This is a genomic window from Enterobacter cloacae subsp. cloacae ATCC 13047 (assembly GCF_000025565.1).
GTDB lineage: Bacteria > Pseudomonadota > Gammaproteobacteria > Enterobacterales > Enterobacteriaceae > Enterobacter > Enterobacter cloacae.
In genome coordinates this window covers 4,502,086-4,527,802 of record NC_014121.1, presented here as the reverse complement: position 1 = coordinate 4,527,802, position 25,717 = coordinate 4,502,086, and the positions used below count along the sequence as shown (strand labels likewise).

The 25,717-nt window shown below is 55.7% G+C and carries 26 protein-coding genes, 1 tRNA gene and 1 pseudogene; 14 read left to right on the top strand and 14 right to left on the bottom strand.

Annotated elements, in window-relative coordinates; all coding sequences use genetic code 11:
* Position 1: 1 nt before the first annotated feature.
* The 9 genes from ECL_RS21990 to ECL_RS21950 all read left to right on the top strand — a co-directional run bounded on the left by ECL_RS21990 (position 2) and on the right by ECL_RS21950 (position 8,150).
* Positions 2 to 430 carry a tail fiber assembly protein gene (locus ECL_RS21990; protein WP_044157605.1) on the top strand — a complete coding sequence of 143 codons (429 nt, stop codon included), beginning with the start codon at positions 2 to 4 and terminating at the stop codon, positions 428 to 430.
* A 135-nt stretch (positions 431 to 565) separates the two neighbouring features.
* Positions 566 to 1,738, top strand: a complete 1,173-nt coding sequence (locus tag ECL_RS21985) for a phage tail sheath protein (RefSeq protein WP_013098782.1) — start codon at positions 566 to 568, stop codon at positions 1,736 to 1,738.
* Positions 1,739 to 1,747: 9 nt separating this feature from the next.
* On the top strand, positions 1,748 to 2,263 hold the full coding sequence (locus ECL_RS21980; RefSeq protein ID WP_007848874.1) for a phage major tail tube protein: 516 nt from the start codon (positions 1,748 to 1,750) through the stop codon (positions 2,261 to 2,263).
* 54 nt (positions 2,264 to 2,317) lie between these two features.
* The gene (locus tag ECL_RS21975; protein WP_007848877.1) at positions 2,318 to 2,620 is read left to right on the top strand and encodes a phage tail assembly protein; all 303 of its coding nucleotides are present in this window, start codon (positions 2,318 to 2,320) and stop codon (positions 2,618 to 2,620) included.
* A 14-nt stretch (positions 2,621 to 2,634) separates the two neighbouring features.
* Positions 2,635 to 2,754: a GpE family phage tail protein gene (locus ECL_RS21970; RefSeq protein ID WP_007848878.1), complete on the top strand. Its 120-nt coding sequence runs from the start codon at positions 2,635 to 2,637 to the stop codon at positions 2,752 to 2,754.
* On the top strand, positions 2,747 to 6,283 hold the full coding sequence (locus tag ECL_RS21965; protein ID WP_054442331.1) for a phage tail tape measure protein: 3,537 nt from the start codon (positions 2,747 to 2,749) through the stop codon (positions 6,281 to 6,283). The genes ECL_RS21970 and ECL_RS21965 overlap by 8 nt, the downstream gene beginning before the upstream one ends.
* Positions 6,280 to 6,765: a phage tail protein gene (locus ECL_RS21960; RefSeq protein WP_013098780.1), complete on the top strand. Its 486-nt coding sequence runs from the start codon at positions 6,280 to 6,282 to the stop codon at positions 6,763 to 6,765. Before ECL_RS21965 ends, ECL_RS21960 begins: the two co-directional genes overlap by 4 nt.
* Complete coding sequence (locus ECL_RS21955) at positions 6,762 to 7,862, top strand: phage late control D family protein (protein ID WP_013098779.1); 1,101 nt, start codon at positions 6,762 to 6,764, stop codon at positions 7,860 to 7,862. Before ECL_RS21960 ends, ECL_RS21955 begins: the two co-directional genes overlap by 4 nt.
* Positions 7,863 to 7,931: 69 nt before the next feature.
* Complete coding sequence (locus ECL_RS21950) at positions 7,932 to 8,150, top strand: DNA-binding transcriptional regulator (protein ID WP_024146528.1); 219 nt, start codon at positions 7,932 to 7,934, stop codon at positions 8,148 to 8,150.
* Between the two features lie 136 nt (positions 8,151 to 8,286).
* On the opposite strand, the gene ECL_RS21945 is transcribed toward ECL_RS21950, so the two are convergent.
* A tRNA-Ile gene (locus tag ECL_RS21945) sits at positions 8,287 to 8,362 on the bottom strand.
* 125 nt (positions 8,363 to 8,487) lie between these two features.
* Between ECL_RS21945 and mug the strand changes: the two genes are divergently transcribed.
* On the top strand, positions 8,488 to 8,982 hold the full coding sequence (mug, locus tag ECL_RS21940; protein WP_013098778.1) for a G/U mismatch-specific DNA glycosylase: 495 nt from the start codon (positions 8,488 to 8,490) through the stop codon (positions 8,980 to 8,982).
* Between the two features lie 109 nt (positions 8,983 to 9,091).
* Here the strand turns inward: mug and rpoD are convergent, their stop codons facing one another.
* The 3 genes from rpoD to rpsU all read right to left on the bottom strand — a co-directional run bounded on the left by rpoD (position 9,092) and on the right by rpsU (position 13,182).
* Entirely contained in the window at positions 9,092 to 10,939 is a 1,848-nt protein-coding gene (gene rpoD, locus ECL_RS21935; RefSeq protein ID WP_013098777.1) for an RNA polymerase sigma factor RpoD, read from the bottom strand.
* Between the two features lie 165 nt (positions 10,940 to 11,104).
* A complete protein-coding gene (gene dnaG / locus ECL_RS21930; RefSeq protein ID WP_013098776.1) occupies positions 11,105 to 12,850 on the bottom strand; it encodes a DNA primase in 1,746 nt (581 codons plus the stop codon).
* 116 nt (positions 12,851 to 12,966) lie between these two features.
* Entirely contained in the window at positions 12,967 to 13,182 is a 216-nt protein-coding gene (rpsU, locus tag ECL_RS21925) for a 30S ribosomal protein S21 (protein WP_001144069.1), read from the bottom strand.
* Between the two features lie 236 nt (positions 13,183 to 13,418).
* Here rpsU and tsaD point away from each other — a divergent pair, with 236 nt between their 5' ends.
* Positions 13,419 to 14,432, top strand: coding sequence for a tRNA (adenosine(37)-N6)-threonylcarbamoyltransferase complex transferase subunit TsaD (gene tsaD, locus ECL_RS21920; protein ID WP_013098775.1), 1,014 nt, complete (start codon positions 13,419 to 13,421; stop codon positions 14,430 to 14,432).
* Between the two features lie 31 nt (positions 14,433 to 14,463).
* Here the strand turns inward: tsaD and ECL_RS21915 are convergent, their stop codons facing one another.
* Positions 14,464 to 15,144 (bottom strand): LuxR C-terminal-related transcriptional regulator, encoded by a 681-nt coding sequence (locus ECL_RS21915; protein ID WP_029883055.1) that lies wholly within the window; start codon positions 15,142 to 15,144, stop codon positions 14,464 to 14,466.
* A 348-nt stretch (positions 15,145 to 15,492) separates the two neighbouring features.
* Here ECL_RS21915 and ECL_RS21910 point away from each other — a divergent pair, with 348 nt between their 5' ends.
* Positions 15,493 to 17,487 (top strand): S8 family peptidase, encoded by a 1,995-nt coding sequence (locus ECL_RS21910; RefSeq protein WP_013098773.1) that lies wholly within the window; start codon positions 15,493 to 15,495, stop codon positions 17,485 to 17,487.
* Between the two features lie 33 nt (positions 17,488 to 17,520).
* On the opposite strand, the gene ureG is transcribed toward ECL_RS21910, so the two are convergent.
* From ureG to plsY, 9 genes and pseudogenes are all read right to left on the bottom strand, one after another.
* A complete protein-coding gene (gene ureG / locus ECL_RS21905; RefSeq protein WP_013098772.1) occupies positions 17,521 to 18,138 on the bottom strand; it encodes an urease accessory protein UreG in 618 nt (205 codons plus the stop codon).
* 9 nt (positions 18,139 to 18,147) lie between these two features.
* The gene (locus ECL_RS21900; protein WP_013098771.1) at positions 18,148 to 18,822 is read right to left on the bottom strand and encodes an urease accessory protein UreF; all 675 of its coding nucleotides are present in this window, start codon (positions 18,820 to 18,822) and stop codon (positions 18,148 to 18,150) included.
* Positions 18,822 to 19,360: pseudogene (locus ECL_RS21895) on the bottom strand (HupE/UreJ family protein). Before ECL_RS21895 ends, ECL_RS21900 begins: the two are co-directional and overlap by 1 nt.
* 9 nt (positions 19,361 to 19,369) lie before the next feature.
* Positions 19,370 to 19,834, bottom strand: coding sequence for an urease accessory protein UreE (gene ureE, locus ECL_RS21890; protein WP_013098769.1), 465 nt, complete (start codon positions 19,832 to 19,834; stop codon positions 19,370 to 19,372).
* Positions 19,835 to 19,843: 9 nt separating this feature from the next.
* Positions 19,844 to 21,547 (bottom strand): urease subunit alpha, encoded by a 1,704-nt coding sequence (ureC, locus tag ECL_RS21885; RefSeq protein ID WP_013098768.1) that lies wholly within the window; start codon positions 21,545 to 21,547, stop codon positions 19,844 to 19,846.
* Positions 21,540 to 21,854 (bottom strand): urease subunit beta, encoded by a 315-nt coding sequence (locus ECL_RS21880; RefSeq protein ID WP_013098767.1) that lies wholly within the window; start codon positions 21,852 to 21,854, stop codon positions 21,540 to 21,542. The genes ureC and ECL_RS21880 overlap by 8 nt, the downstream gene beginning before the upstream one ends.
* A 10-nt stretch (positions 21,855 to 21,864) precedes the next feature.
* Positions 21,865 to 22,167: an urease subunit gamma gene (locus tag ECL_RS21875; RefSeq protein WP_003862556.1), complete on the bottom strand. Its 303-nt coding sequence runs from the start codon at positions 22,165 to 22,167 to the stop codon at positions 21,865 to 21,867.
* A 10-nt stretch (positions 22,168 to 22,177) separates the two neighbouring features.
* Positions 22,178 to 23,005, bottom strand: coding sequence for an urease accessory protein UreD (locus ECL_RS21870; RefSeq protein ID WP_013098766.1), 828 nt, complete (start codon positions 23,003 to 23,005; stop codon positions 22,178 to 22,180).
* Positions 23,006 to 23,695: 690 nt separating this feature from the next.
* Entirely contained in the window at positions 23,696 to 24,310 is a 615-nt protein-coding gene (gene plsY / locus ECL_RS21865) for a glycerol-3-phosphate 1-O-acyltransferase PlsY (protein ID WP_013098765.1), read from the bottom strand.
* Positions 24,311 to 24,417: 107 nt separating this feature from the next.
* Between plsY and folB the strand changes: the two genes are divergently transcribed.
* Together folB and bacA are read left to right on the top strand one after the other, a co-directional pair.
* Entirely contained in the window at positions 24,418 to 24,786 is a 369-nt protein-coding gene (gene folB, locus ECL_RS21860; protein ID WP_013098764.1) for a bifunctional dihydroneopterin aldolase/7,8-dihydroneopterin epimerase, read from the top strand.
* 106 nt (positions 24,787 to 24,892) lie between these two features.
* Entirely contained in the window at positions 24,893 to 25,714 is an 822-nt protein-coding gene (gene bacA, locus ECL_RS21855; protein ID WP_014833310.1) for an undecaprenyl-diphosphate phosphatase, read from the top strand.
* Positions 25,715 to 25,717 lie beyond the last annotated feature (3 nt).

Here is a 25,717-nt window from a genome sequence, read left to right as displayed (position 1 = left end):
TATGACTGACTTTATTTACAGCCCATCCAGAAATCTCTTTTATGATGCTTCTCTAGAGGAGGAATACAAGCAAAGTGGCAACTGGCCTAGTGATGGAGTGATTGTTAGCGAATCAGTCTTTATGACCTTTTCGGCAACGCCTCCTGATGGAAAAATAAGGGTTTGCGGTGCTGATAATTTTCCTGCCTGGTCTGACACCCCTCCAGTTACTGGTGCTGAATTACTTCGAGTTGCTGAGTACAAGCGCACGCAGCTGATGTCTCAGGCAAATGAGATTATCCAGCCATTACAGGACGCAGTTGATTTAGGCATTTCAACGGAAAAGGAGGCGTCTCTTTTACAACTCTGGAAAAGGTATCGAGTGAATCTTAATCGCGTAGATACATCGCTGGCTCCTGATATTGACTGGCCTGAGCCGCCAGAAGATTAATCACGTCCCCGCAGCTGCGGGGATTTTTTTTACCTCTTCCATTGTGCCATTCCCCACACATAGCCCGGCGCGTGCGCCGCGCGCATATCAACCAGAACATAGGCACACCCCCCTGTAAACCGGAGAGACTGCCTTATGGCTCAGGATTACCACCACGGGGTGCGCGTTGTTGAAGTCAACGAGGGCACCCGATCCATTACCACGGTGAGCACCGCCATCGTGGGTATGGTCTGCACCGGCGATGATGCTGATGCGTCCATGTTTCCCCTCAATAAGCCGGTCCTGCTGACTGATGTGCTGACTGCCAGCGGTAAAGCGGGCGAGTCCGGCACGCTGGCCCGTTCGCTGGATGCGATTGCAGACCAGGCTAAACCCGTGACCGTCGTTGTGCGCGTGGCGCAGGGCGAAACCGAAGCGGAAACCACCTCCAACATTATCGGCGGCGTGACCGCTGACGGTAAAAAAACGGGCATGAAAGCGTTGTTATCTGCGCAGTCCCAGCTCGGCGTTAAGCCGCGCATTCTGGGCGTGCCGGGGCACGACACGCAGGCGGTTGCCACTGAGCTGCTGAGCGTGGCGCAAAGTCTGCGCGGGTTTGCTTATCTGTCCGCCTATGGATGCAAAACGGTAGAGGAAGCAATTGCCTACCGCGCTAATTTCAGCCAGCGCGAGGGAATGCTGATCTGGCCTGATTTCATCAGTTTTGACACCGTGCTGAATGCTGACGCAACGGCTTACGCCTCAGCCCGTGCGCTTGGTCTGCGTGCCAAAATTGACGAACAGACCGGCTGGCACAAATCCCTGTCAAACGTGGGCGTGAATGGTGTCACCGGCATTTCTGCTGATGTGTTCTGGGATTTGCAGGACCCGGCAACCGATGCGGGGCTGCTGAACCAGAACGATGTCACCACGCTGATCCGCAAAGACGGTTTCCGTTTCTGGGGTTCCCGCTGCCTCAGTGACGATCCTCTGTTTGCCTTTGAAAACTACACCCGCACCGCGCAGGTACTGGCTGATACCATCGCAGAAGCGCACATGTGGGCGGTGGATGGCGTGCTTAACCCGTCGCTGGCCCGCGACATTATCGAAGGTATCCGCGCCAAACTGCGTAACCTGAAAACGCAGGGCTACATCATCGGCGCCGACTGCTGGCTGGATGAGTCCGTAAACGATAAAGATTCCCTGAAAGCCGGGAAGCTCACAATCGATTACGACTATACGCCGGTACCGCCTCTGGAAAACCTGATGCTGCGCCAGCGCATCACCGATCAGTATCTGCTGGATTTCTCCAGCCAGGTCAGCGCGTAAGGGGACAAAATGGCTTTACCACGCAAGTTAAAACACCTGAACCTGTTTAACGACGGGAATAACTATCAGGGGATCGTTGAGTCCCTGACCCTGCCTAAATTCGGCCGCAAGTTTGAAAAGTATCGCGGCGGCGGTATGCCCGGTTCGGCTGATGTTGACCTGGGGCTTGATGATGGCGCGCTGGACACGGAGTTTTCAATCGGTGGCACCGAACTGCTGTTATTCAAGCAGATGGGTAAAGCCACCGTTGACGGAATCCAGCTGCGTTTCACCGGCTCCATTCAACGTGATGATACCGGCGAAGTGCAGGCCGTTGAGCTGGTTGTGCGCGGGCGACATAAAGAAGTCGATTCCGGCGAATGGAAAACCGGCGAGAGCAACACCACAAAAGTCAGCAGCACCAACAGCTACGCGAAGCTGACCATTAACGGCGAGGTGCTCTATGAGGTTGATGTGATCAACATGATTGAAATCGTTGATGGCGTGGACCTGATGGAAGAACACCGCAACGCCCTGGGCCTCTGATCTACTTTAAAGGCGCGGGCAGCCGCGCCAGTACCTTATTAACAGGAAATGACAATGAGCGAACAACTGACTGAAAAAACCGTACAGCTGGACACCCCAATCAAACGCGGTAAAACCGAAATTGCCGAAATTGTGCTGCGCAAGCCGCAGTCCGGCGCGCTGCGTGGCACCCGTCTGCAGGCGATCATGGATATGGACGTGGGCGCGATGATGACGATTATTCCCCGCATCTCCACGCCCGCGCTGACCGCTCAGGAAATGGCTGAAATGGACCCCGCCGATCTCACCGCGCTGTCGGTTGAGGTGGTCACTTTTTTGTTGAAGAAATCGGTGCTTGCCGGTTTGCCGACAGCCTGACGGTAGAAGACCTGGTGGCTGATATCGCCACCATTTTTCACTGGCCGCCGTCCGTCACTGACGTTATGCCGCTGACCGAAGTGCTGGAGTGGCGGCATAAAGCGATTCAGAGAAGCGGGGCCAGCGATGAGTGATACTAACCTGCGTTTGCAGGTGATTCTTAATGCGGTTGACAAGCTCACCCGCCCATTCCGATCCGCGCAGGCCAGCTCAAAAGAGCTGGCTACTGCGCTTCAAACTACCCGGAACAGTTTGAAAGAACTGAATAAACAGGCCGGGCGTATTGATGAATTCCGTAAAACCCGGTCACAGCTTGCAATCACTGCAACAAATCTCAGTGCTGCACGCGAAGAAGCCGCAAAACTTGCCACGCAGTTTGCTGCAACAAATCGCCCAACTGCTGCTCAGGCTAAATTATTTAGCCAGGCAAAAAACCGTGTGCAGGAGCTGCAGCAGACCTACAACGGCCTGCTGGGTTCGGTACAACGGCAGCGGCAAGCACTGAAAGAATCCGGCATTGATACTAAACAGCTCAGTAGCGCCCAGCGGGAACTGCGTAAAAATGCCGACGAAACCCGGCAGGCTCTGGAACGTCAGCAGAAATCCCTCAAACGCCTGGGCGAACAGCAAGCGAAAATGAATGCCGCACGTGAGCAATATTCACGCCGTCTTGAGGTGAGGGATCGCATTGCAGGGGCAGGGGCAACCACCACGGCAGCGGGTCTGGCAATGGGCGCGCCGGTCATGGCAGCGGTAAAAAGCTACGCCAGCATGGAAGATGCCATGAAAGGCGTGGCAAAGCAGGTAAACGGGCTGCGGGACGATAACGGCAACCGCACGAAACAGTTTTATGACATGCAGGATGCCATCAAGGCCGCCAGCGAACAGCTGCCGATGGAGAACGGGGCTATAGACTATGCCGCTCTGGTTGAAGGTGGTGCGCGTATGGGCGTAACCAACCAGGACGATCCATACGAAGACCAGAAGCGTGACCTGCTGGCTTTTGCATCCACGGCGGCAAAAGCCGCAACGGCATTTGAGCTACCCGCTGACGAGCTGGCGGAAGGGCTGGGTAAAATTGCGCAGCTGTATAAAGTACCAACCCGCAATATTGAACAGCTGGGCGACGCGATGAACTACCTGGACGATAACGCTATGTCGAAGGGCGCGGATATTATCGACGTGCTGCAGCGCATGGGGGGCGTGGCTGACAGGCTCGACTTCCGTAAAGCTGCCGCGCTGGGTTCTACCTTTTTGTCACTTGGTGCAGCGCCGGATGTAGCAGCCAGTGCAGCTAATGCGATGGTCCGTGAGTTGTCGATTGCAACGCAACAAAGTAAGGGTTTTTATGAAGGCATGGACCTGCTAAAGCTAAACCCGGAAAAGATTCAGAAGGATATGACCCGTGATGCAATAGGGACTATTCAGCGGGTGCTGGAGAAGGTCAACAAGCTGCCGCAGGATAAACGCCTGTCCGCCATGACGATGATATTTGGCAAGGAGTTTGGCGATGATGCGGCGAAGCTTGCGAACAACCTGCCGGAGCTGCAGCGACAGCTGAAATTAACTTCAGGCACTGAGGCTAACGGCTCCATGCAGAAAGAATCCGATATCAATAAGGATTCACTTTCTGCGCAGTGGTTGCTTGTTAAAACGGGCGCGCAGAACGCTTTTAGCAGTCTGGGGGAAACGCTGCGCCAGCCGCTGATGGATATCATGGGTTACGTCAAAAGCGTGACCGGGGCGCTGCGTCGATGGGTTGAGACTAACCCGCAGCTGGCGGGCACTTTGATGAAGATTGCCGCTGTGGTCGCCTCAGTGACGTTGGCGCTTGGGACATTAGCTATTGCCATGGCTGCTGTTCTGGGGCCGCTGGCATTATTGCGCTTTGGGATGAAATCGCTAGCCATCACTAGTCTGGGGAGGTTCGGTCCACTGCTGGGCCGGTTGAGCCAGGCATTCAAATCATTCACACCTGGTTTATTCCAGTCAGGTGATGCACTGAAAAAGCTGTTTGGGCTGTTTTCGGGAAATGAAGCGAGTGAGGCCGTTAGCTGGATAAGTCGTATTCGTGAGGCGCTCAGCGGCGGTGGGGAAGATGACGGTGACGGTATCCTGGATGCGTTCCGAGGCGGGATGCTGGATAAAGTCAAAGAACATGCCCAGCAGGCGGGCGAAGGCCTGGTGTCCTCTTTTCGTAATCCAGGTGAAGCTATCCGTCAGCTTGGTACGAAAATCAGAGGGCTGGCAAGCGCTGCGTTAGCACCGCTAGTTACTTCTGTAAGGGGGGCGGGAGGTGTTATCCGGTGGTTGGTCATGTCACCATTTGCACTTTTGCGCACAGCTCTGATGGGAGTGGGTAGTGTGCTTGGGGTGTTGCTTAGCCCTATAGGGCTGGTCGTGGCGGCTCTGGCTGGCGTGGCGCTGGTCGTCTGGAAATACTGGCAGCCGATAAGCGCATTTTTAGGCGGAGTGGTTGAAGGATTCAAAGCTGCAGCTGCACCTATCAGTGCGGCGTTTGAGCCACTGCAGCCTGTTTTCCAGTGGATAGGTGACAAGGTCCAGGCGTTGTGGGGCTGGTTTACTGATCTGCTGACGCCGGTTAAATCCACCTCTGCAGAACTGCAAAGCGCGGCTTCGATGGGGCGGCAGTTTGGCGAAGCGCTGGCGGAAGGGCTGAATATGGTGATGCACCCGCTTGAGTCTCTCAAGTCAGGCGTGTCGTGGTTGCTGGAAAAACTTGGCATCGTCAGTAAGGAAGCGGCAAAAGCAAAACTACCTGAACAGGTTACACGACAGCAGCCTGCTACGGTGAACAGTGACGGTAAGGTGGTGTTGCCGCCTGGCGGATTTCCGTCGATGGGGTTTGCAGGCATGTATGACAGCGGTGGCACGATCCCGCGTGGTCAGTTTGGCATCGTTGGGGAGAACGGCCCAGAAATAGTGAACGGTCCCGCAAATGTGACCAGCAGACGGCGCACTGCTGCGCTGGCTTCCGTCGTTGCAGGTGTCATGGGTGTAGCGGCAGCGCCTGCAGAGGCTGCTGCGGTTCCGTTTGCAGGCATGTATGACAGCGGTGGCACGATCCCGCGTGGTCAGTTTGGCATCGTTGGGGAGAACGGCCCCGAAATAGTGAACGGTCCCGCAAATGTGACCAGCAGACGGCGCACTGCTGCGCTGGCTTCCGTCGTTGCAGGTGTCATGGGCGTAGCGGCAGCGCCTGCAGAGGCTGCTGCGGTTCCGTTTGCAGGCATGTATGACAACGGTGGCACGATCCCGCGTGGTCAGTTTGGCATCGTTGGGGAGAACGGACCAGAAATAGTGAACGGTCCCGCAAATGTGACCAGCAGACGGCGCACTGCTGCGCTGGCTTCCGTCGTTGCAGGCGTCATGGGCGTAGCGGCAGCGCCTGCAGAGGCTGCTCCACTACATCCTTACAGTCTGCCTACTGTGGCATATAAACAAAGCCAGCCAGCGAAATCTGCCAGCGTGCCGCCTGTGATGCACTTTGAAACCCACGCGCCGATCACTATCTATGCTCAGCCAGGGCAAAGTGCGCAGGATATTGCCCGTGAAGTTGCCCGACAGCTTGACGAACGCGAGCGCAAGACCAGGGCTAAAGCACGCAGCAATTTCAGTGATCAAGGGGGATATGAATCATGATGATGGTACTGGGGTTATATGTCTTCATGCTGCGTACAGTGCCATATCAGGAGCTGCAGTATCAGCGAAGCTGGCGACACGCCGCCAACAGTCGGGTGAACCGGCGACCATCAACGCAGTTTCTTGGCCCGGATAATGACTCGCTGACGTTATCTGGCGTACTGCTGCCGGAAGTCACCGGGGGCAGGCTGTCATTGCTCGCGCTGGAGCAAATGGCAGAGCTGGGCAAAGCATGGCCTCTGATTGAGGGAAGCGGGACCATTTACGGCATGTTTGTGATCGAGAGCCTGAGTCAGACAAAAACAGAGTTTTTTGAAAGCGGAATGCCTCGCCGTATTGAGTTTACGCTGACCCTGAAAAGGGTTGATGAGTCGCTGTCTGATATGTTCGGCAGTCTCAGCGATCAGCTCAGTAACCTGCAGGACTCTGCAACGTCTGCGATAGGTAATATTAAAAATACGGTTGGAGGGTTGCTGCAGTGAATTTTAGCTCTGATCTTTTTGACCTGAACAGCAGAAGCCCGGCTTTCAGTATCACTATTGAAGGTAAGGACGTGACCACCGCGCTGGATGCGCGCCTGATGAGTCTGACGCTGACCGATAACCGGGGTTTTGAGGCTGACCAGCTTGATCTGGAGCTGGACGACGCCGATGGGCAGATCGTTCTGCCGCGACGTGGTGCCGTTATTCAGCTGGCGCTGGGGTGGAAGGGCCAGCCGCTTTTCCCAAAAGGGGCATTTACGGTGGATGAGATTGAGCACAGCGGTGCTCCTGATCGCCTGACTATCCGTGCCCGTAGCGCTGATTTCCGTGAAACCCTCAACACCCGGCGCGAAAAGTCATGGCACCAGACAACCGTTGGCGATGTGGTAAAGGAAATCGCAGCACGGCATAACCTCAAAATGGCGTTGGATAAAGACCTGACGGACAAGGCACTGGATCACATGGACCAGACCAATGAAAGCGATGCCAGTTTCCTGATGAAGCTGGCGCGCCAGTATGGGGCGATTGCTTCCGTTAAGGATGGAAACCTGCTGTTTATCAGGCAGGGGCAGGGAAGAACGGCGAGCGGAAAGCTGTTGCCGGTTATCACCATTCAACGTAAAGCCGGTGACGGTCATCGTTTTACCCTGGCTGATCGTGGTGCTTATACCGGTGTAATTGCCAGCTGGCTGCATACCCGCGAACCCAAGAAAAAAGAAACAACTAAGGTTAAGCGCCGCCGGAAGAAAACCACCGCGCCCAAAGAGCCGGAAGCAAAACAGGGTGATTATCTGGTGGGAACGGATGAAAACGTTCTGGTTCTTAATCGTACTTACGCAAACCGCAGCAATGCTGAGCGTGCGGCAAAAATGCAATGGGAGCGCCTGCAGCGTGGTGTTGCGTCTTTCTCCCTGCAGCTCGCTGAGGGCCGGGCAGATCTCTACACCGAAATGCCGGTAAAGGTGAGCGGCTTTAAGCAGCCTATCGACGATGCCGAATGGACCATTACAACTTTGACGCATACGGTCAGCCCAGATAATGGTTTTACTACCAGTCTGGAGCTTGAAGTAAAAATTGATGATTTAGAAATGGAATGATTTTGTTCACAAAATGGATGCGTGGTGTATCATTATGTGATTGCGAGGAATCGGTGGGGAGAGACGGATATGATGAATTGTCCGAAATGCGGACATGCTGCACATACTCGTAGTAGCTTTCGGGTGTCTGATAACACAAAAGAACGCTACTGCCAGTGCCAAAATATTAATTGTGGCACCACTTTTGTTACCCATGAAACCGTCGTGCGCTACATTGTTACCCCTGGACTTGTCGATCATGCTCCGCCACACCCATTAAATAGTGGTCAGGGACACATGAATTTCTAACAAATTAACCCGCTTAGGCGGGTTTTTTGTTGATGGTAGCTGAAATCCTGCTGCCATTTTGCTGCCAACGGATATCCAGATAACAAAAAAGCCACTCTTTCGAGTGGCTTAATTATATGATTCTAAAGCTAAAATTTGGTGGCCCCTGTTGGGTTTGAACCAACGACCAAGCGATTATGAGTCGCCTGCTCTAACCACTGAGCTAAGGGGCCGTGGCGGTGGATTATAATGTAACTCCCCGCAGCAATCCAGCCATTCACACCCGCCTGCTGTTTTTATAAACAACGCATAATCAATCCTTTATACTTCCATGATGATGTATCAATCGGGAGTAAATATGATCAACGATATTCTGGCCCCGGGACTACGGGTGGTGTTCTGCGGGATCAACCCCGGTAAATCCTCGGCGCATACCGGTTTTCACTTTGCTCATCCGGGGAACCGTTTCTACCAGGCCGGGTTTACCGACCGGTTACTCAAGCCTGAAGAGGAGCAACATCTGCTGGATACGCGCTGCGGGATCACCATGCTGGTGGAGCGACCAACCGTGCAGGCGAGCGAAGTCAACCTGCATGAGCTGCGCACTGGCGGGCGGGAACTGATTAAGAAGATCGAAGACTACCAGCCTGCCGCGCTGGCGATTCTGGGGAAACAGGCCTATGAGCAGGCGTTCAGCCAGCGCGGGGTGAAATGGGGTAAACAGGCCATCACCATCGGTGTGACGCAGGTATGGGTGCTGCCAAACCCGAGCGGACTTAACAGGGCAACGCTGGATAAACTGGTGGAAGCTTACAGGGAGCTCGACGAGGCGCTGGTGGTGCGGGGGCTTTAGTAGGGGCAGGGGCCTCTGCGGCCTGATGCCTCGTCCTGGCCCTCTCTCACAGGGAGAGGGCATAAACAAAAAAAGCTCCCGATTGGGAGCTTTTTGCTGTTTACCTGGATTAATCGTCCAGGAAGCTACGCAGCACTTCAGAGCGGCTCGGATGGCGCAGTTTACGCAGCGCCTTCGCTTCGATCTGACGGATACGTTCGCGGGTAACGTCAAACTGTTTACCCACTTCTTCCAGCGTGTGGTCGGTGTTCATATCGATACCGAAACGCATACGCAGTACTTTCGCTTCACGGGCGGTCAGGCCAGCCAGAACGTCGTGCGTGGCAGCACGCAGGCTCTCGGTGGTGGCAGAGTCCAGCGGCAGCTCGAGGGTGGTATCCTCGATGAAATCACCCAGATGCGAATCTTCATCATCACCGATTGGTGTTTCCATGGAGATTGGCTCTTTGGCGATCTTCAGCACTTTACGGATCTTGTCTTCCGGCATCAGCATGCGTTCAGCCAGCTCTTCCGGCGTCGGCTCGCGACCCATCTCCTGCAGCATCTGGCGGGAAATACGGTTGAGCTTGTTGATGGTCTCAATCATATGCACCGGAATACGGATGGTGCGCGCCTGATCCGCGATAGAGCGGGTAATTGCCTGACGGATCCACCAGGTCGCATAGGTGGAGAACTTGTAACCACGACGGTATTCAAACTTATCTACCGCTTTCATCAGACCGATGTTGCCTTCCTGAATCAGATCCAGGAACTGCAGACCGCGGTTGGTGTATTTCTTGGCGATAGAGATAACCAGACGTAAGTTTGCTTCAACCATCTCTTTCTTCGCACGGCGGGCTTTCGCTTCACCGATGGACATACGACGGTTGATGTCTTTGACCTGCTCGATGGTCAGGCCGGTCTCTTCTTCAATCTGCTGCAGCTTCTGCAGACCGCGATGCACGTCTTCTTTCACGTCGTGCAGTTTTTCAGACCATGGCTTGTTCATTGCGATAGCCGCGTTGAACCAGGTTTCGCTGGTTTCGTTGCCGGTGAAGAGGGTGATGAAGTTCTTCTTCGGCATTTTGCACTGCTCAACGCACAGCTTCATGATGATGCGTTCCTGGGTACGTACGCGATCCATCATCACGCGCATGCTGTTCACCAGGTAGTCGAACTGTTTTGGCACCAGGCGGAACTGTTTGAAGACTTCAGACAGTTTCAGGATCTCTTCCTGGGCAGCAGCGTGACTGCGACCTTTGGCTTTGATGGTGTCACGCGTCACTTCGTACTGGGTACGCAGTTCGGCGAACTTCTCACGTGCCAGTTCCGGGTCGATGCTGTTGTCATCATCGGCGCTGTCGTCGTCGCTCTCTTCTTCATCTTCGTCTTCGTCGTCATCCATCTCTTCCTGAGACAGTTCAGAACCGACGTGAGTGGCGGTTGGCGCCATATCTTCTTCAGCGTTCGGGTCGACAAAACCGGTGATCAGATCGGACAGACGCGCTTCTTCCGCTTCAACACGATCGTACTGCTCCAGCAGATAGGTGATCGCTTCCGGGTACTCAGCAACAGAGCACTGAACCTGGTTGATCCCGTCTTCGATGCGTTTTGCGATGTCAATTTCGCCTTCGCGGGTCAACAGTTCAACGGTACCCATTTCGCGCATGTACATGCGGACCGGGTCAGTGGTACGCCCGATTTCAGATTCCACGCTGGACAGTACCTGTGCAGCAGCTTCTTCCGCATCTTCGTCAGTGTTGTTGGAGGTTTCAGCCAGCAACAGATCATCGGCATCCGGTGCTTCTTCCATCACCTGAATGCCCATGTCATTGATCATTTGGATGATGTCTTCGATTTGATCTGAATCGACGATATCTTCCGGCAGATGGTCATTGACCTCGGCATAGGTCAGATAGCCTTGCTCCTTACCACGTTGGACAAGAAGTTTCAGCTGTGACTGCGGGTTTTGCTCCATAAGACGGTATCCACACTTAATTCGTTTGATTGGTGTCGGCGATGGTTTGCCAACCTTTAAAGCGAGGGCGTACTTATATTTTTGCCGCTGCCTCTCAGTGCGGCTGCCGGGGGCTTCCCGATCGATATTCGGCACTTAAGCCGTTAAATACTTTTGTCTTTTTGCTTATTTCTTCGCCAGTTCCTGGTTTATCATCCAGAGCTCCCGGCGTTCTTCGCTGCTCAAACCGTGCGTGCGCTCGCGAGCAATCAACTCTTCCTGGCGCAGCTCGAGCATCGAATCAAACATATGGTTGAGTGAGTCGGTGAACGTTTTTTCTGCAATGTCCTTATCTGCTATATCGTCCCACATCGACAATTTTTCAAGGGTAGCGGCCTCTTTTGTGCCGCGATAATGTTCTAAAAGTTGTCCGGTGGTCAGACCTGGCTGAGACAAACATGTGTTGACCAGTTCTGAAAATAAGCCAAGCCCGGGCAATTTTTCGTGGTTCAAACCCGCCAGCGATGGCACTTGCGGTGCAAGTTCGGGGTTTTGGACCAGTAACCCTATCAGTATACGCATGGTTGTGCGTTTTAGCTGAGGCGCGGGGCGAACCGTGCCGTTTTCAGCCTGTTTTGGCATTAAACGTTCAAGCTGGCTGTCATCCAGAATGCCGAGCTTGTTGCCTAACTCCTGACGCAGATAGATGCGCAGCGTTTCGCCGGGCACCTGGCTGATTAACGGCAGCGCCAGCGTGCTGAGCTGCGCGCGCCCGTCAGGGGTACTTAAATCAACCTGCGGCATCAGGCTGTTAAACAAGAACGTGGAGAGCGGCTGAGCCTGCTCCATCCGCGCTTCAAACGCCGCTTTGCCCTCTTTACGCACCAGCGTATCCGGGTCTTCACCGTCGGGCAGGAACATAAAGCGTAACTGCCGCCCGTCGGTCATATAAGGTAGCGCAGTTTCCAGCGCACGCCAGGCGGCATCGCGCCCTGCGCGGTCACCGTCGTAGCAGCAGATGACGTTTTTGGTCACCCGAAACAGCAGCTGAATATGATCGGCCGTGGTGGACGTGCCCAACGAGGCTACTGCGTAATTGATGTCATACTGCGCCAGCGCAACGACATCCATATACCCTTCGACGACGAGAAGACGCGGAGGTTCCGCATTTGCCTGCTGCGCCTCATAAAGGCCGTAAAGCTGACGGCCCTTATGGAAAATGTCAGTTTCCGGGGAGTTGAGGTACTTGGGCAGGGCATCACCCAGCACGCGACCACCAAAACCAATCACCCGGCCACGCTTGTCGCGGATCGGGAACATCACCCGTTCGCGGAAGCGGTCGTAGCTTCGTCCCTGGTCGTTGGTGACCAGCATACCTGCGTCGATCAACGATTTACGATCTTCGCTATTGCCGCCAAAACGCTTTAACACGTTGTCCCAGCCGGGCGGGGCGTAACCAATAGCGAAACGCGCAATGACATCGTCGCTCAGTCCGCGCTTGTTCAGATACTGACGCGCAGGCTCAGCCGCAGAGTGCTTAAGAGACTGTTGGTAAAACGAATTCAGGCCATCCATCAGTTGATACAGCGTTTGACGCTGATGGCGCTCTATCTGGCTTGGTCCACTGCCCGCTTCATACGGCACTTCAAGGTTGTGCATCGCCGCCAGCTCTTCGACGGTTTCAACGAACTCGAGCTTGTCATAGTTCATTAAAAAATCGACGGCATTACCGTGTGCGCCACAGCCGAAGCAATGGTAAAACTGCTTTTCACCGTTGACGGTGAAGGAGGGGGTTTTTTCGTTATGGAAAGGACAGCACGCATGGTAGTTCTTGCCCTGCTTTTTCAGCTTTACCCGCGCGTCGATAAGATCGACGATGTCGGTTCTTGCCAGCAGGTCATTGATGAAAACGCGTGGGATTCGTCCGGCCATATGCCCCAAAAGTTTTTAGCAACTCATAAACGAAAACAAGCCGCGCATTCCTTCCGGAAGCACGGCCTTACGACTATTACTCTGTCTGTCAATTGAGGACTGTCGCCCTCAACGGATTAGTACAGACGAGTACGGCGTGCGTTTTCGCGAGCCAGTTTCTTCGCGTGACGTTTCACTGCAGAAGCTTTAGCGCGCTTACGTTCAGTCGTTGGTTTTTCATAGAACTCACGACGACGAACTTCAGCCAGAACACCTGCTTTCTCGCATGAACGTTTGAAGCGACGCAGTGCTACGTCGAACGGCTCGTTTTCACGTACTTTAATTACCGGCATGTAACTCTCACCTTTGATAAATTCGGTTTGCCGCTGGCATCAACGCCAGCTTATTTCAAAATGGTGCGGAATTTTACTGCAAATGCTGCTGCTTTGTAAAGCACCGACGCGTTTTTGAAAGGGACTTTTATAAGGGGGAAGAGTATACACGAGCGGATGTCCTGGGGCGAACAAAGTTTTACATCAACCCGCCCAGGCTCTACACTGCGCGGTACTGAAACGAGGTAAAACAAGTCATGCGTGTACTGGGTATTGAAACATCCTGCGATGAAACCGGCATCGCCATTTACGACGACGAAAAAGGGCTTCTTGCCAACCAACTGTATAGTCAGGTGAAATTGCATGCTGACTACGGCGGCGTCGTGCCTGAACTGGCCTCTCGTGACCACGTGCGTAAAACGGTTCCCCTGATTCAGGCGGCGCTGAAAGAGGCCGGCTTGAACTCAACTGATATTGATGCCGTCGCCTACACGGCAGGCCCGGGTCTGGTCGGCGCGCTGCTGGTCGGTGCGACGGTGGGCCGTTCCCTGGCCTTCGCGTGGGATGTTCCGGCCATTCCGGTTCACCATATGGAAGGGCATCTTCTGGCACCGATGCTGGAAGAGAATCCGCCCGAATTCCCGTTTGTGGCGCTGCTGGTCTCTGGCGGCCATACCCAGCTGATTAGCGTGACGGGTATTGGCAAGTATGAGCTGCTGGGCGAGTCGATTGATGACGCCGCCGGAGAAGCCTTCGACAAAACCGCTAAGCTGCTGGGTCTGGATTACCCGGGCGGCCCGATGCTCTCGAAAATGGCGTCGCAGGGCACGGAAGGGCGTTTTGTCTTCCCGCGTCCAATGACCGACCGTCCGGGGCTGGATTTCAGCTTCTCCGGCCTGAAAACCTTCGCCGCCAATACCATCCGCAATAACGATGACAGCGAGCAGACCCGTGCGGACATCGCTCGCGCATTCGAAGATGCGGTGGTCGATACGCTGATGATCAAGTGTAAACGCGCGCTGGATCAGACCGGCTTTAAGCGCCTGGTGATGGCGGGTGGCGTAAGCGCTAACCGTACGTTGCGTGCGAAGCTGGCGGAGATGATGCAAAAGCGTCGCGGGGAAGTGTTTTATGCGCGCCCGGAATTCTGTACCGATAACGGGGCGATGATCGCCTACGCCGGGATGGTGCGCCTGAACGCTGGCGCAACGGCGGATCTGAGCGTCTCCGTACGTCCACGCTGGCCGCTGGCGGAGCTGCCGGAAGCTTGACCGACGCTCCCGTCTTAGCGGCGGGAGACGTTTACATCCCGATCTCAAACATCTGGTTCTTGATGATCAAAGAGTAAAGCTGGCAATCGTTTTGTACGTCCAGCTTTTCCATCGCCCGGACCTTATGTGCGCTGACCGTTTTGATGCTCAAATGCATAAACTGTGCAATCTCCTTCAAATTTAATCCCTTACAAATCAGGCGCAGCACGTCAATTTCCCGCGGAGAGAGTTTCTCCACGTCCGTCTTTTCATGACGGAAAAGCATATTCACCAGCTGGTTTTCGATATAAATCTCGCCTTTCAGGACCGTGGTAATCGCCTGGCTTAAGGTTTTCTCGTTGATATCACGTGATAAGTACGCTCTGACTCCTTCCTTTAGCGCCTGACGGATAAGCGTGGCGTTTGCATAGGGCGAGAGCAGGATAATATTAAGCGCAGGATAGGTCTGTTTAAGCCATCTCAAGAGCTTCAGCCCGTCCATTCCCCCGAGCGGAGGGCGGCTGAGGCTGGTTGTCAGCGAATAGCCAAGAATAGCGATATCCGGATTATGCTGGCCAAGAAGCGACTGAAGTTCAGCGGAGGCCGCTGCCTCACCGATCAGAACGCACCTCTGATCCATGCCAACGGCGGGTAACGAGAGGGACTGCATCATGGAGGATAAGCCGCGTCGAATTAACGAGGATTCTTCAGCGATAACGATTTTAATGTCCATAATGATGCGTCGTATTAACCCTTTCATGAAATGGCGGGGCCAACGGCGGTTGGAGCACCTCGCAAGATATAATGTTATTAAAATTCATTTTGCGGTAAAGTCGCAGCAGCAACGAGAATATTTTTAACGCCGACGGCTCTTGATTATTTCATAATGATTAAGCTTTACGTTTTTTGTATCTAAGTGTATCGTTGTATTGCGAAATATAAATTAACGCAGTATGGAATTTTCTTAATTATTTAGAGAAAACTCTGTTCATCAGAGTAGGCCACTCTTATTCTTCGCGGTCCGTGTGTCAGTGATACTGAAAAAGGAAAAATTTCAATTCACACAGGAACCGTGATTATCATGAAAAAAAGCGCTTTATCTCTTTTTATTTGTGCAGCAATTTCATTCTCTGCTGCGGCTGAAACCCTGGTGCAAAATGAATTTGCACAGGATAATGCCACCTACACCGCAATTGTGCTCAAGCTAAAACCGACGACAGGTCTGTTAAAAGCCACAAACAATAAAATTACCTTGAGCGACGCTTCCCTGACAACAACAAATATGTTCCGTCCGACCAACTTGCGTAGTTCTACTCAGTCCTCTGAATTGACGGAGCTTAATAAACGCTATGGTTTTGACCGTTATCTGCGCATCGAGTTACCGAAAGATAAAAGTCAGGATAAAACATATATTAACCATATTATCACCGAGCTTGAACAAAATCAGAACGTAGAGTTTGTGTACCCGGAAGCCGAGCCGGTATCGCTGGATGACACGGCCCTTAAGCCACAGTTAAAGTCCTCACTGAATGATAATTTAACGTCTGCCGCCGTTCCGGATTTCCGCAATAAGCAGGATTATCTCAAAGCGCCGGATGTTAAGCGCACCGGTTATTATATGGGGGGCGTCAACCGTGACAGTGTTGATCGCTATGCAGGCAGTGCGGGTGAAGGGGTAACGATTATTTCGGCGGAGATTGATGCCTGGAATACCAGCCATGCCAACTTACCGCCGATGAGCCTCAGCTCTGGCAAGACGACGTATGTTGCAAGCCATGATCACGACACCGCTTCAGTGGGGATTATGGCGGCGAAAGATATGGGCACCGGTATTCGCGGTTTAGCCTGGAAAAGCCGGATGGGGTATGCGGCCTCCGCGAGTAATAACCTCTATAATTTAATCCCCCAGCTAAAAGCGGGTGATGTGGTGCAGATCGGGATACAAGTTGCGGGGGGTTATCCGGCGGGCTGCCAGAAGGATTGCTGGGTCGCAATGGAATCCCAGACCGCCTATTACGATATTATTAAGGCGCTGACCGACAAAGGTGTTCACGTTATTGAGGCAGCAGGTAACGGGAATATCAACATGGACAGCCCAGGGTTCCGGGGGGAGTATGACGTGAATGTCCGGGACTCCGGGGCTATTCTGGCGGGTGCGTTTTGTGCGAAAGACGGTAAAAAAGCGTCGTTCAGCTCCTATGGCTCGCGCATCACCAGCTCTGCCTGGGGTTGCTGGGATGTGGTGACCACCGGTTATGGCGATCTGTATAAAAACGCTGGCGTTAACGATTCCTATACCGCGACTTTTGCCGGAACCTCTTCCGCGAACCCGATTATTGCGGGTGTGGTAGCAAGCCTGTCAGGCATCGCCAAAGCCAACGGTATTACCGTGACACCGCGTCAGATGCGTCAGATTCTGGCGGAGACCGGTACGCCGCTGGCGAACGGGGATTCGGCAAAAGTGGGGACACAGCCTGACATGGAGCGTGCGGTAGCCCGTATTATGGCGCTGAAAGACGGTAACACCCCTGTCGCTCCGGCCCCAACCGCTGCGGCAGGCGCGGATTACACCATGGTCTCCCCGACCACGGGCGTGAGCACCTACCCGCTGGATGGCAGCAAGAGCCTGAATGCCAAATCCTATAACTGGAGCGTGACAAAAGGGGCGGAAACCTTCTCGCTGGAGGCGAACCTGAACGGCACGCTGGTGAAGAGCGTGGATAGCGCGCATGCCTATGCCGTTATTCCTGCCAACAGCGAGGGAGAAGCGGTCTTCACGCTGACCACAACCGGCGCGGATGGCCGGACCGCGACGGACAGCATGACCATTAAGGTCACTAAGCCGGCGGTACCCGAGAAAGACGACACCCCGGAAAAAGACGATACGCCGGTAAAACCTGCCGCACCGGCCTATAACGCCAAAATCGCTTACCCGACCAAATGCACCAAAGTCTCTTACAACGGTAAAATTTGGTTCAACCAGTGGTATGTCAACCCGGGTCAGGAAACCCCGGGAACCGGCGGCCAGTGGGGCGCGTGGCGCGAGCAGGGTTCTTCCAGTAACAGCTGTAAATAACCCTCACGGCCTGGCATTGCGCCAGGCCTTTTTTCAGATCCGCAGCATCCCTTTCTCTTCCAGAAACGCAATAATCGTTGCCAGACCGTCACCCGCTTTCAGGTTGGTAAAGGTCCACGGACGCTCGCCGCGCATGCGGTTAGTGTCGCGCGCCATCACCTCCAGCGAGGCACCCACGTACGGCGCGAGATCGGTTTTGTTGATCACCAGAAAATCGGATTTGGTGATCCCTGGCCCGCCCTTGCGCGGGATCTTCTCCCCTTCGGCGACGTCGATCACGTAGATCGTCAGATCCGCCAGCTCCGGGCTGAAGGTCGCGCTCAGGTTATCGCCGCCGCTTTCGACGAAGATCAGATCCAGATTGCCGAACTTCTCGCTGAGCGCTTCCACCGCGGCCAGGTTCATCGAGGCATCTTCGCGAATGGCGGTGTGCGGGCAGCCGCCCGTCTCTACGCCCACAATGCGCTCCGGCTCAAGCGCGCCCGCTTCGGTCAGAATGCGTTGATCCTCTTTGGTGTAGATATCATTCGTCACCACCGCCAGATGATACGTATCGCGCATCGCCTTGCAGAGCGCTTCCAGCAGCGCGGTTTTGCCCGAACCGACCGGGCCGCCCACGCCAACGCGCAGGGGATGTTTGTAATCAGCCATGTTGCATCCTCAGGAACGGAATAACCGTGAATATTGTGTTTCGTGGCGGGCAGAGGCGATGGCGGAAAGCGGCGTCGCCGCGCCCAGTGCCTCATCGTCACGTAAAAATGCCTGTTCAAACCCGGCGGCAAAATGGTCGCTGAGTTCGATAATCAGCTGTTGTGCGGCCTGTTGCCCAAACGGTACCAGCTTGACGCCGGCCATTACCGCGCTCTCAATCCAGCTGTAGCCCAGACTCAGGGCCAGCTCGTGCGCGCTAATACCCCAACGCACGCCAAGCCACGCCATGCCGCTGAGCTGGCTTTGCATAAACAGCGGCTGCCAGAGGGGCGGGCAGTCCGGCTCCCAGCTTTTGATGAGCCGCGTAAAGGCGGCGCCGCGATTGCGTTCTTCTTCCCGCAGTTCACGGGTTTCCCGACAGGCAAGCAGGTATGACGTCCAGCGTTTTGCTGCCGCCAGATCGCCCTCTTCACAGGCCCGGTAGAGCCGGGCAAAAAGCGGCAGGTCGACGCAGAAAAAGCTCTGCTCCATCTGCAGGGTTTGCCAGTTTTTGAACGCCTCTGCGTCGGTAACCCAGCCTGTCTCGACGGCCCACTCCAGCCCCTGCGACCAGGTAAACGACCCGACCGGCAGGCTGCTACTGGAGAGCTGCATCAGACGCAGCCGCTGGCGGGCGAGTTCCATCAGCTCATCAGCGCCAGCAGGGCAGAGACGATAAGCCCACCGCCAAAGGTTTTACGCAGTCCGTCGTGGCGGCGCAGCAGTAATCCGGCGGCGAAGCTGGCGCACAGCACCGTGGCGCTGGCCAGCATAAAGCCGCTGGTGAAGAGCCAGAAGCTGTGGCCGGACATCTCCACCCCGTGCGCCCAGCCGTGGAACATCGCCAGGGCAGGCACCGCCAGCAGCAGACGATTTTCAGTTTTAAACATCATCACGCCGCAGACGCCCAGCGAGGCGATAATCAGCATCTCCATGCCGCTAAAGCCGCCGAGCAGGCTGCCCGCAATGGCACCGACAAGCATCATCCCGAGAGTGGCAAAAGGCAGCAGCAGCTTGCGGCCGCTCAGCGCGGAGAGCACGCCCGCACCGGCAAGCATCAGCAGATGATCAAGTCCGGTCAGCGGGTGAAAAAACCAGCATGGAAGCTGTCGGCACCGTGTCCCGGATGTGCCAGCGCAGGCAGGGAAAAGGCCAGCAGTAACAGGGGTAAATACTTACGCATGATTAATCCTTAATGTGAATGAGCGTGAGAGTGGCTATGGCTGTGGGCCTCGCTGGTGTAGGCCCCCGCTTCAGGTTCAAACGGCAGGCTGGCGAAGGTGACCGCCAGCCCAAACTGGCGCAGCATGTCGTCGAGGACGTGATCGTGGTGATAGCGCAACTCGCCGGGCATGATTTGCAGCGGCACGTGGCGGTTGCCCAGGTGATAGCAGGCGCGGGCGAGGAGGAACGGATCGTCGCAGCGCACCACGGAGACGGACTCCGGGGCGGCAATCACTTCGATGACTTCGCTGCCGTCTTTGTTACAGAGCAGGTCGCCGCCGCGCAACAGTAAACCGCGCGGCAGCATGAGCCCGGCTTCGCGCCCGTCATTCAGCGCCACGCGGGCACGGCTTTTCACCCGCACGTCAATCGGCAGCGTGACGCTGGCGGTAATCGGATGCGCATGGTCCAGGCGTTGGGTTAAATAGATCATCATCACTCCTCAAAACAGGAAATAGCGTTGCGCCATCGGCAGAACGTCAGCCGGTTCGCTGGTTATCAGTTCGCCGTCGACGCGCACTTCATAGGTTTGCGAATCGACGGTGATATTTGGCTGCAGGCCGTTGTGGATCATGTCGGCCTTTTTCACCGTGCGGCAGCCTTTGACCACCGCCGTGGCGCTCTGCAGGTTGAGCTGTTGCGTTATCCCCTGCGCGTCCGCAGCCTGCGAGACAAACGTCAGCCGGGTGGCGTGACGCGCAGCACCCAGTGCGCCAAACATCGGACGATAATGGACCGGTTGCGGCGTGGGAATCGAGGCGTTGATATCCCCCATCGGAGCGCAGGCAATCATCCCACCCTTAACGATGGTGGCGGGTTTCACGCCAAAGAATGCCGGGGACCAGACCACTAAATCCGCCAGCTTACCCGCTTCGATGGAGCCCACTTCATGGGCGATACCGTGCGTCAGCGCCGGGTTAATGGTGTATTTGGCGATGTAGCGCTTCACGCGAAAGTTGTCGTTATCGCCAGTCTCTTCCGGCAGTGCGCCGCGCTGCACCTTCATGCGGTGCGCCACCTGCCAGGTGCGGAGAATCACTTCGCCCACGCGGCCCATCGCCTGGGAATCAGAGGAGGTCAGCGAGAATGCGCCGATATCGTGCAGCACATCTTCCGCAGCGATGGTTTCCCGGCGAATACGCGATTCGGCAAAAGCCACATCCTCGGCGATATCCGGGTCGAGGTGGTGGCAGACCATCAGCATATCGAGATGTTCATCGATGGTATTAACCGTATAGGGCAGGGTCGGGTTGGTGGAGGAGGGCAGAATATTCGGGTGCGCACAGGCGGTAATAATATCCGGCGCGTGGCCGCCACCGGCCCCTTCCGTGTGGAAGGTATGGATGGTGCGCCCGCCGATGGCTGCCAGCGTGTCTTCGACGAAACCGGATTCGTTCAGTGTGTCGCTGTGCAGCGCCACCTGAATATCCATCTCTTCCGCCACTTCCAGCGAGCAGTTGATGGCCGCAGGCGTCGCGCCCCAGTCTTCGTGGATCTTAAGCCCGATGGCCCCGGCGGCTATCTGCTCGCGCAGGGCATCCGGGTTAGAACCGTTGCCTTTACCCAGCAGGCCGATATTCACTGGCAGGGTATCGGCAGCCTGCAGCATGCGGGCGATATACCACGGCCCCGGCGTGCAGGTGGTGGCGTTGGTCCCTGCCGCGGGACCAGTGCCGCCGCCGATCATCGTCGTGACGCCGGAAACCAGCGCCTCTTCGGCCTGCTGCGGGCAGATCCAGTGGATGTGAGTGTCGATCCCGCCAGCGGTGACGATCTTTCCTTCGGCGGCGATCGCTTCTGTGGCGGCACCGATCGGGATCGTCACCCCGGGCTGAATGTCCGGGTTACCGGCTTTGCCAACGGCAAAGATCCGCCCGTTCTTCACGCCGATATCCGCTTTCACGATCCCCCAGTGATCGACAATCAACGCGTTAGTCAGCACCAGATCCACGCAGTCATCCGCGGTCATCTGCCCCTGGCCCATACCGTCGCGGATCACTTTCCCGCCGCCGAATTTGACCTCTTCGCCGTAGACGGTGAGATCGTTTTCGACTTCGATCCACAGCTCGCTGTCGGCTAAACGCACTTTATCGCCGGTGGTGGGGCCGAACATATCGGCATAAGCCTGGCGCGAAATCTCAGCCATTTTTCACTTCTCCCATCACGTCCCCCCGGAAACCGAAAATGCGTTGCGCCCCGGTGACCTTCACCAGCGTTACTTCGCGCTTCTGGCCGGGTTCGAACCGCACCGCGGTGCCTGCCGGGATATTCAGTCGAAAGCCCCGGGTGGCTTCCCGGTCAAATTTCAGCGCCGGGTTCACCTCGTAAAAGTGATAGTGCGACCCTACCTGGATAGGTCGGTCGCCGTGGTTTTCGACGATGATAAGCCGGGTTTCTCGCCCGACGTTGAGGGCTATATTGCCGGACTGGATCTGGTATTCGCCTGGGATCATCACGCGCTCCTTACACGATCGGGTTATGCACGGTGACGAGTTTTGACCCGTCCGGGAAGGTGGCTTCCACCTGAATATCCGGGATCATCTCCGGTACGCCTTCCATCACCTGGTCACGCGTCAGGACGTGACGGCCCGCTTCCATCAGCGAGGCGACGGTTTCGCCATCGCGCGCGCCTTCCATAATGAAGGCGCTGATCAGCGCGACCGATTCCGGGTAATTGAGCTTTACCCCGCGCGCAAGGCGGCGTTCGGCAACCAGCGCGGCGGTGAACAGCAACAGCTTGTCTTTTTCTCTGGGGGTCAGTTCCATAACGTTTCTCTTATGTCTGCCAGATACGCGGCGAACAGGCGGTTTTGGTAGTGAGAAGCGGGCGAAGCGACTGCCAGATATCGCGCATCACCCGCTGGCAAATCAGGTTGTCGTGGGAGAGAAAACGCACCGACAGCAGATCGTCAGTGAGCGTCGCCCCGGCAAAGGTATTCAGTGGTGCGAGCAGCTCACGCGCCGTGTCGAGGTGCGTGTCTCCGGCCGGATAGAACAGCAGCGTGCCGAGCCACGGCTGCCCGGCAACAGGGGTAAGATCGCCGTCGCTGAGATGCTGACGCTCAATCAGACGTGGCTCGTCATCCACCCAGACCTCAAGGCGGCTCTCCAGCGTGCCGTGGCTGAAGGTCTCGCCGATCACCGGGCGACCCAGACAGTACAGCTCCCACGCCAGCAGCGTGCTGGAGGCCTTCAGGTGGAAGACGGAGCGCAGCGCGGCATTGGCGCCGGGAAAGATAATGGTGTCCTGCGGCAGCCACTCCAGCGTGGACGCCTCATCGAGATAAAAGTGCTGGTTAAGGCGGGCCTGTGGGCCGCTGCTGCGATAGAACTTACTGGCGCCGGGCATGGTGATAAGCGCGTGGCTATTGGCGTCCAGACGTACGGTAATATCCAGCCTGTCACCGCCCACCACACCGCCCGGCGGGTGCAGCAGATAAAGGTGGCAGGTTTCCCCTTCGGGGTAGAACGGACGCTGTACCGTGAGCGGCCCGACGTGGTGCGCGGCATGGAGGAGGGTTTTCTCAGGCGTGTGGCAAAACCGCAGGTCAAGCGAGGCCTGCCAGCCTTTGTACGAACTATCAGTGACCTGAGTTGCTAACATGGTGCTTCCATTCGCGCGCCCGGGAGATACGTTTCAGTATGCCCTGGCGGAAATGAAGGCTGTCATATGAGTCGCTTATGGATGGGGGCCTGTATTTTGGGGCTGCGGTGGAAGGGTTCCGTTCACTATGGCTTTTCTGCTTTATGGGTATCCCGCTGCGGTGAACGTGTTAAGGGGGCTCCCGCCGCCCCCTTAACAATCCCGGCTCCCGGCAAAGAAAATCGCCGCTGCGCGGTCCCTTCGGCTTATTCCCTCCGGCTATCGGGTCGGGCGTGATCCTACATCCATGTAGGTCACGCCCTCTTGGCGCATCCATGCGCCTCGCCCCGGCCAGCGGTCAACGCCTCAGCGATTTTCAGCCGGATCAGGCGTTTCCTCAACCTTCTCAGCAGTTTGAATGTGGCACGGGTGTTGAGTCCCCGCTGAAATCGGCGAACCGGAGACCGGATGACAAGGGCTGGACGCCAGGGATGGCGGCCAGAGGCGAATCGAGACAGGATGTCGAGTTGAGCCGACCGCAGGCAGCGGGTCGTGAGGTGAGCGCAGTGCGAAGCACCGATTTCGTCGCGGGGCCGCGGGGATTGATAAGGGGGCCGCGGTGGCCCCCTTATCACGTTCACGGGTTCCGGAACGTCATATTCTGTTGGTCATAAAGTGAACGGAACAATTCCACTAAAAGTAAATAAAGCCCTACCGCGTCTCTCTCTTCTTCCGCTTTAACCGCGCCCAGATTTTCGTCTCCTGACGTCGCCACAGACGCTGAATATTATCGTGATGACGCAGCAGGATAAGGCAGGAGAGCATCGACACCGGGAAGGTAAACTGGGGTTTAAACCACCAGACATAGAACGGGGCGATCAGCGCGCTGACGATGGCGCCCAGCGACGAATAGCCGCTCAGAAGAATAGTCAGCAGCCAGGTGCCCGCCATTACGCCGGTGAGATCCCAGCCGATGGGCGCGATGGCACCAAAAGCCGTCGCGACGCCTTTGCCACCTTTAAAACCGAAGAATACGGGCCAGATGTGGCCGACACAGGCGGCGATGGCAATAAGCCCCAGCCAGAACGGGGTCACGCCCAGCGCATACGCGCCCCAGACGGGTAACATCCCTTTCAGAACGTCAAAAATCAAAACCGCTACGGCTGCTCCCTTGCCGCCAATTCGTAGTACATTGGTCGCTCCCGGATTCCCGGAGCCACTTTCGCGCGGGTCAGGTAACCCGGCAATGCGGCAGACCAGAATGGCGCTGGAGATTGAGCCGCAAAGGTAGGCGAGGAGAATCATTCCAGGCGCGATTGCACTCATAACGCTGTTCCGTTTTGAAAATGTATCTGTATTCTCAGCATCTGTGGATAATACGCATAATTCACCGGAAGTGGTATCCGGTTTAGCCAAAAAGCAGGCAGGTCGTGATGGATATTGTATTTATAGAGCAACTTTCGGTAATCACCACTATTGGTGTTTACGACTGGGAACAGACCATCGAGCAGAAGCTGGTGTTCGATATCGAAATGGGCTGGGATAACCGCAAGTCGGCAAAAAGTGACGACGTGAATGACTGTCTGAGCTATGCCGACATCAGTGAAACGGTCATCGCCCACGTTGAAGGGCAGCGTTTTGCGCTGGTGGAGCGCGTGGCAGAAGAGGTGGCAGAGTTACTGCTGACCAAATTCAACTCGCCGTGGGTGCGCATTAAGCTGAGTAAGCCGGGCGCGGTGGCGCGTGCCGCCAATGTGGGGGTCATCATCGAGCGTGGCACAAATCTGAAAGGAAAGATTTAACGTCATAATAGCTAAACCATTTTAGGTTATATCGGTCTTAAAGCTGTATCTTTCACGGTAGCTGTTGGGGCGACCGTTTTTTTTATATTTTTTTAGGGGTTTATAGATGAGCGATATGCACTCGCTGCTGGTGGCGGCAATTCTGGGTGTGGTCGAAGGATTGACGGAGTTTTTGCCGGTTTCCAGTACGGGCCATATGATTATTGTTGGCCACCTGCTGGGCTTTGAAGGCGATACCGCAAAGACGTTCGAGGTGGTCATTCAGTTGGGGTCCATTCTGGCTGTGGTCGTGATGTTCTGGCGTCGTCTGTTTGGGCTGATCGGCATCCACTTCGGGCGTTTGCCACAGCGTGAAGGAGAGAGCAAGGGCCGCCTGACGCTGATTCATATCCTGCTCGGGATGATCCCGGCGGTGGTGCTGGGGCTGGTTTTCCACGACACCATCAAATCGCTGTTTAACCCGATTAACGTGATGTACGCGCTGGTGGTCGGTGGTTTCCTGCTGATTGCGGCGGAAGTGCTGAAGCCAAAAACGCCGCGCGCAGAAGGTCTGGATGATATGACGTATCGCCAGGCCTTTATCATTGGCTGCTTCCAGTGTCTGGCGCTGTGGCCGGGCTTCTCCCGTTCAGGAGCAACGATTTCCGGCGGGATGCTGATGGGTGTAAGCCGTTACGCGGCATCTGAGTTCTCGTTCCTGCTGGCGGTGCCGATGATGATGGGCGCCACCGCGCTGGACCTCTACAAAAGCATTGGTTTTCTCACCACGGGCGATATTCCGATGTTCGCCGTGGGCTTTATCACCGCTTTTATCGTGGCGCTGATTGCCATTAAAACCTTCCTGCAACTGATTAAGCGTATCTCGTTTATCCCGTTCGCGATCTACCGCTTTATCGTCGCGGCTGCGGTTTACGTGGTCTTCTTCTGACCG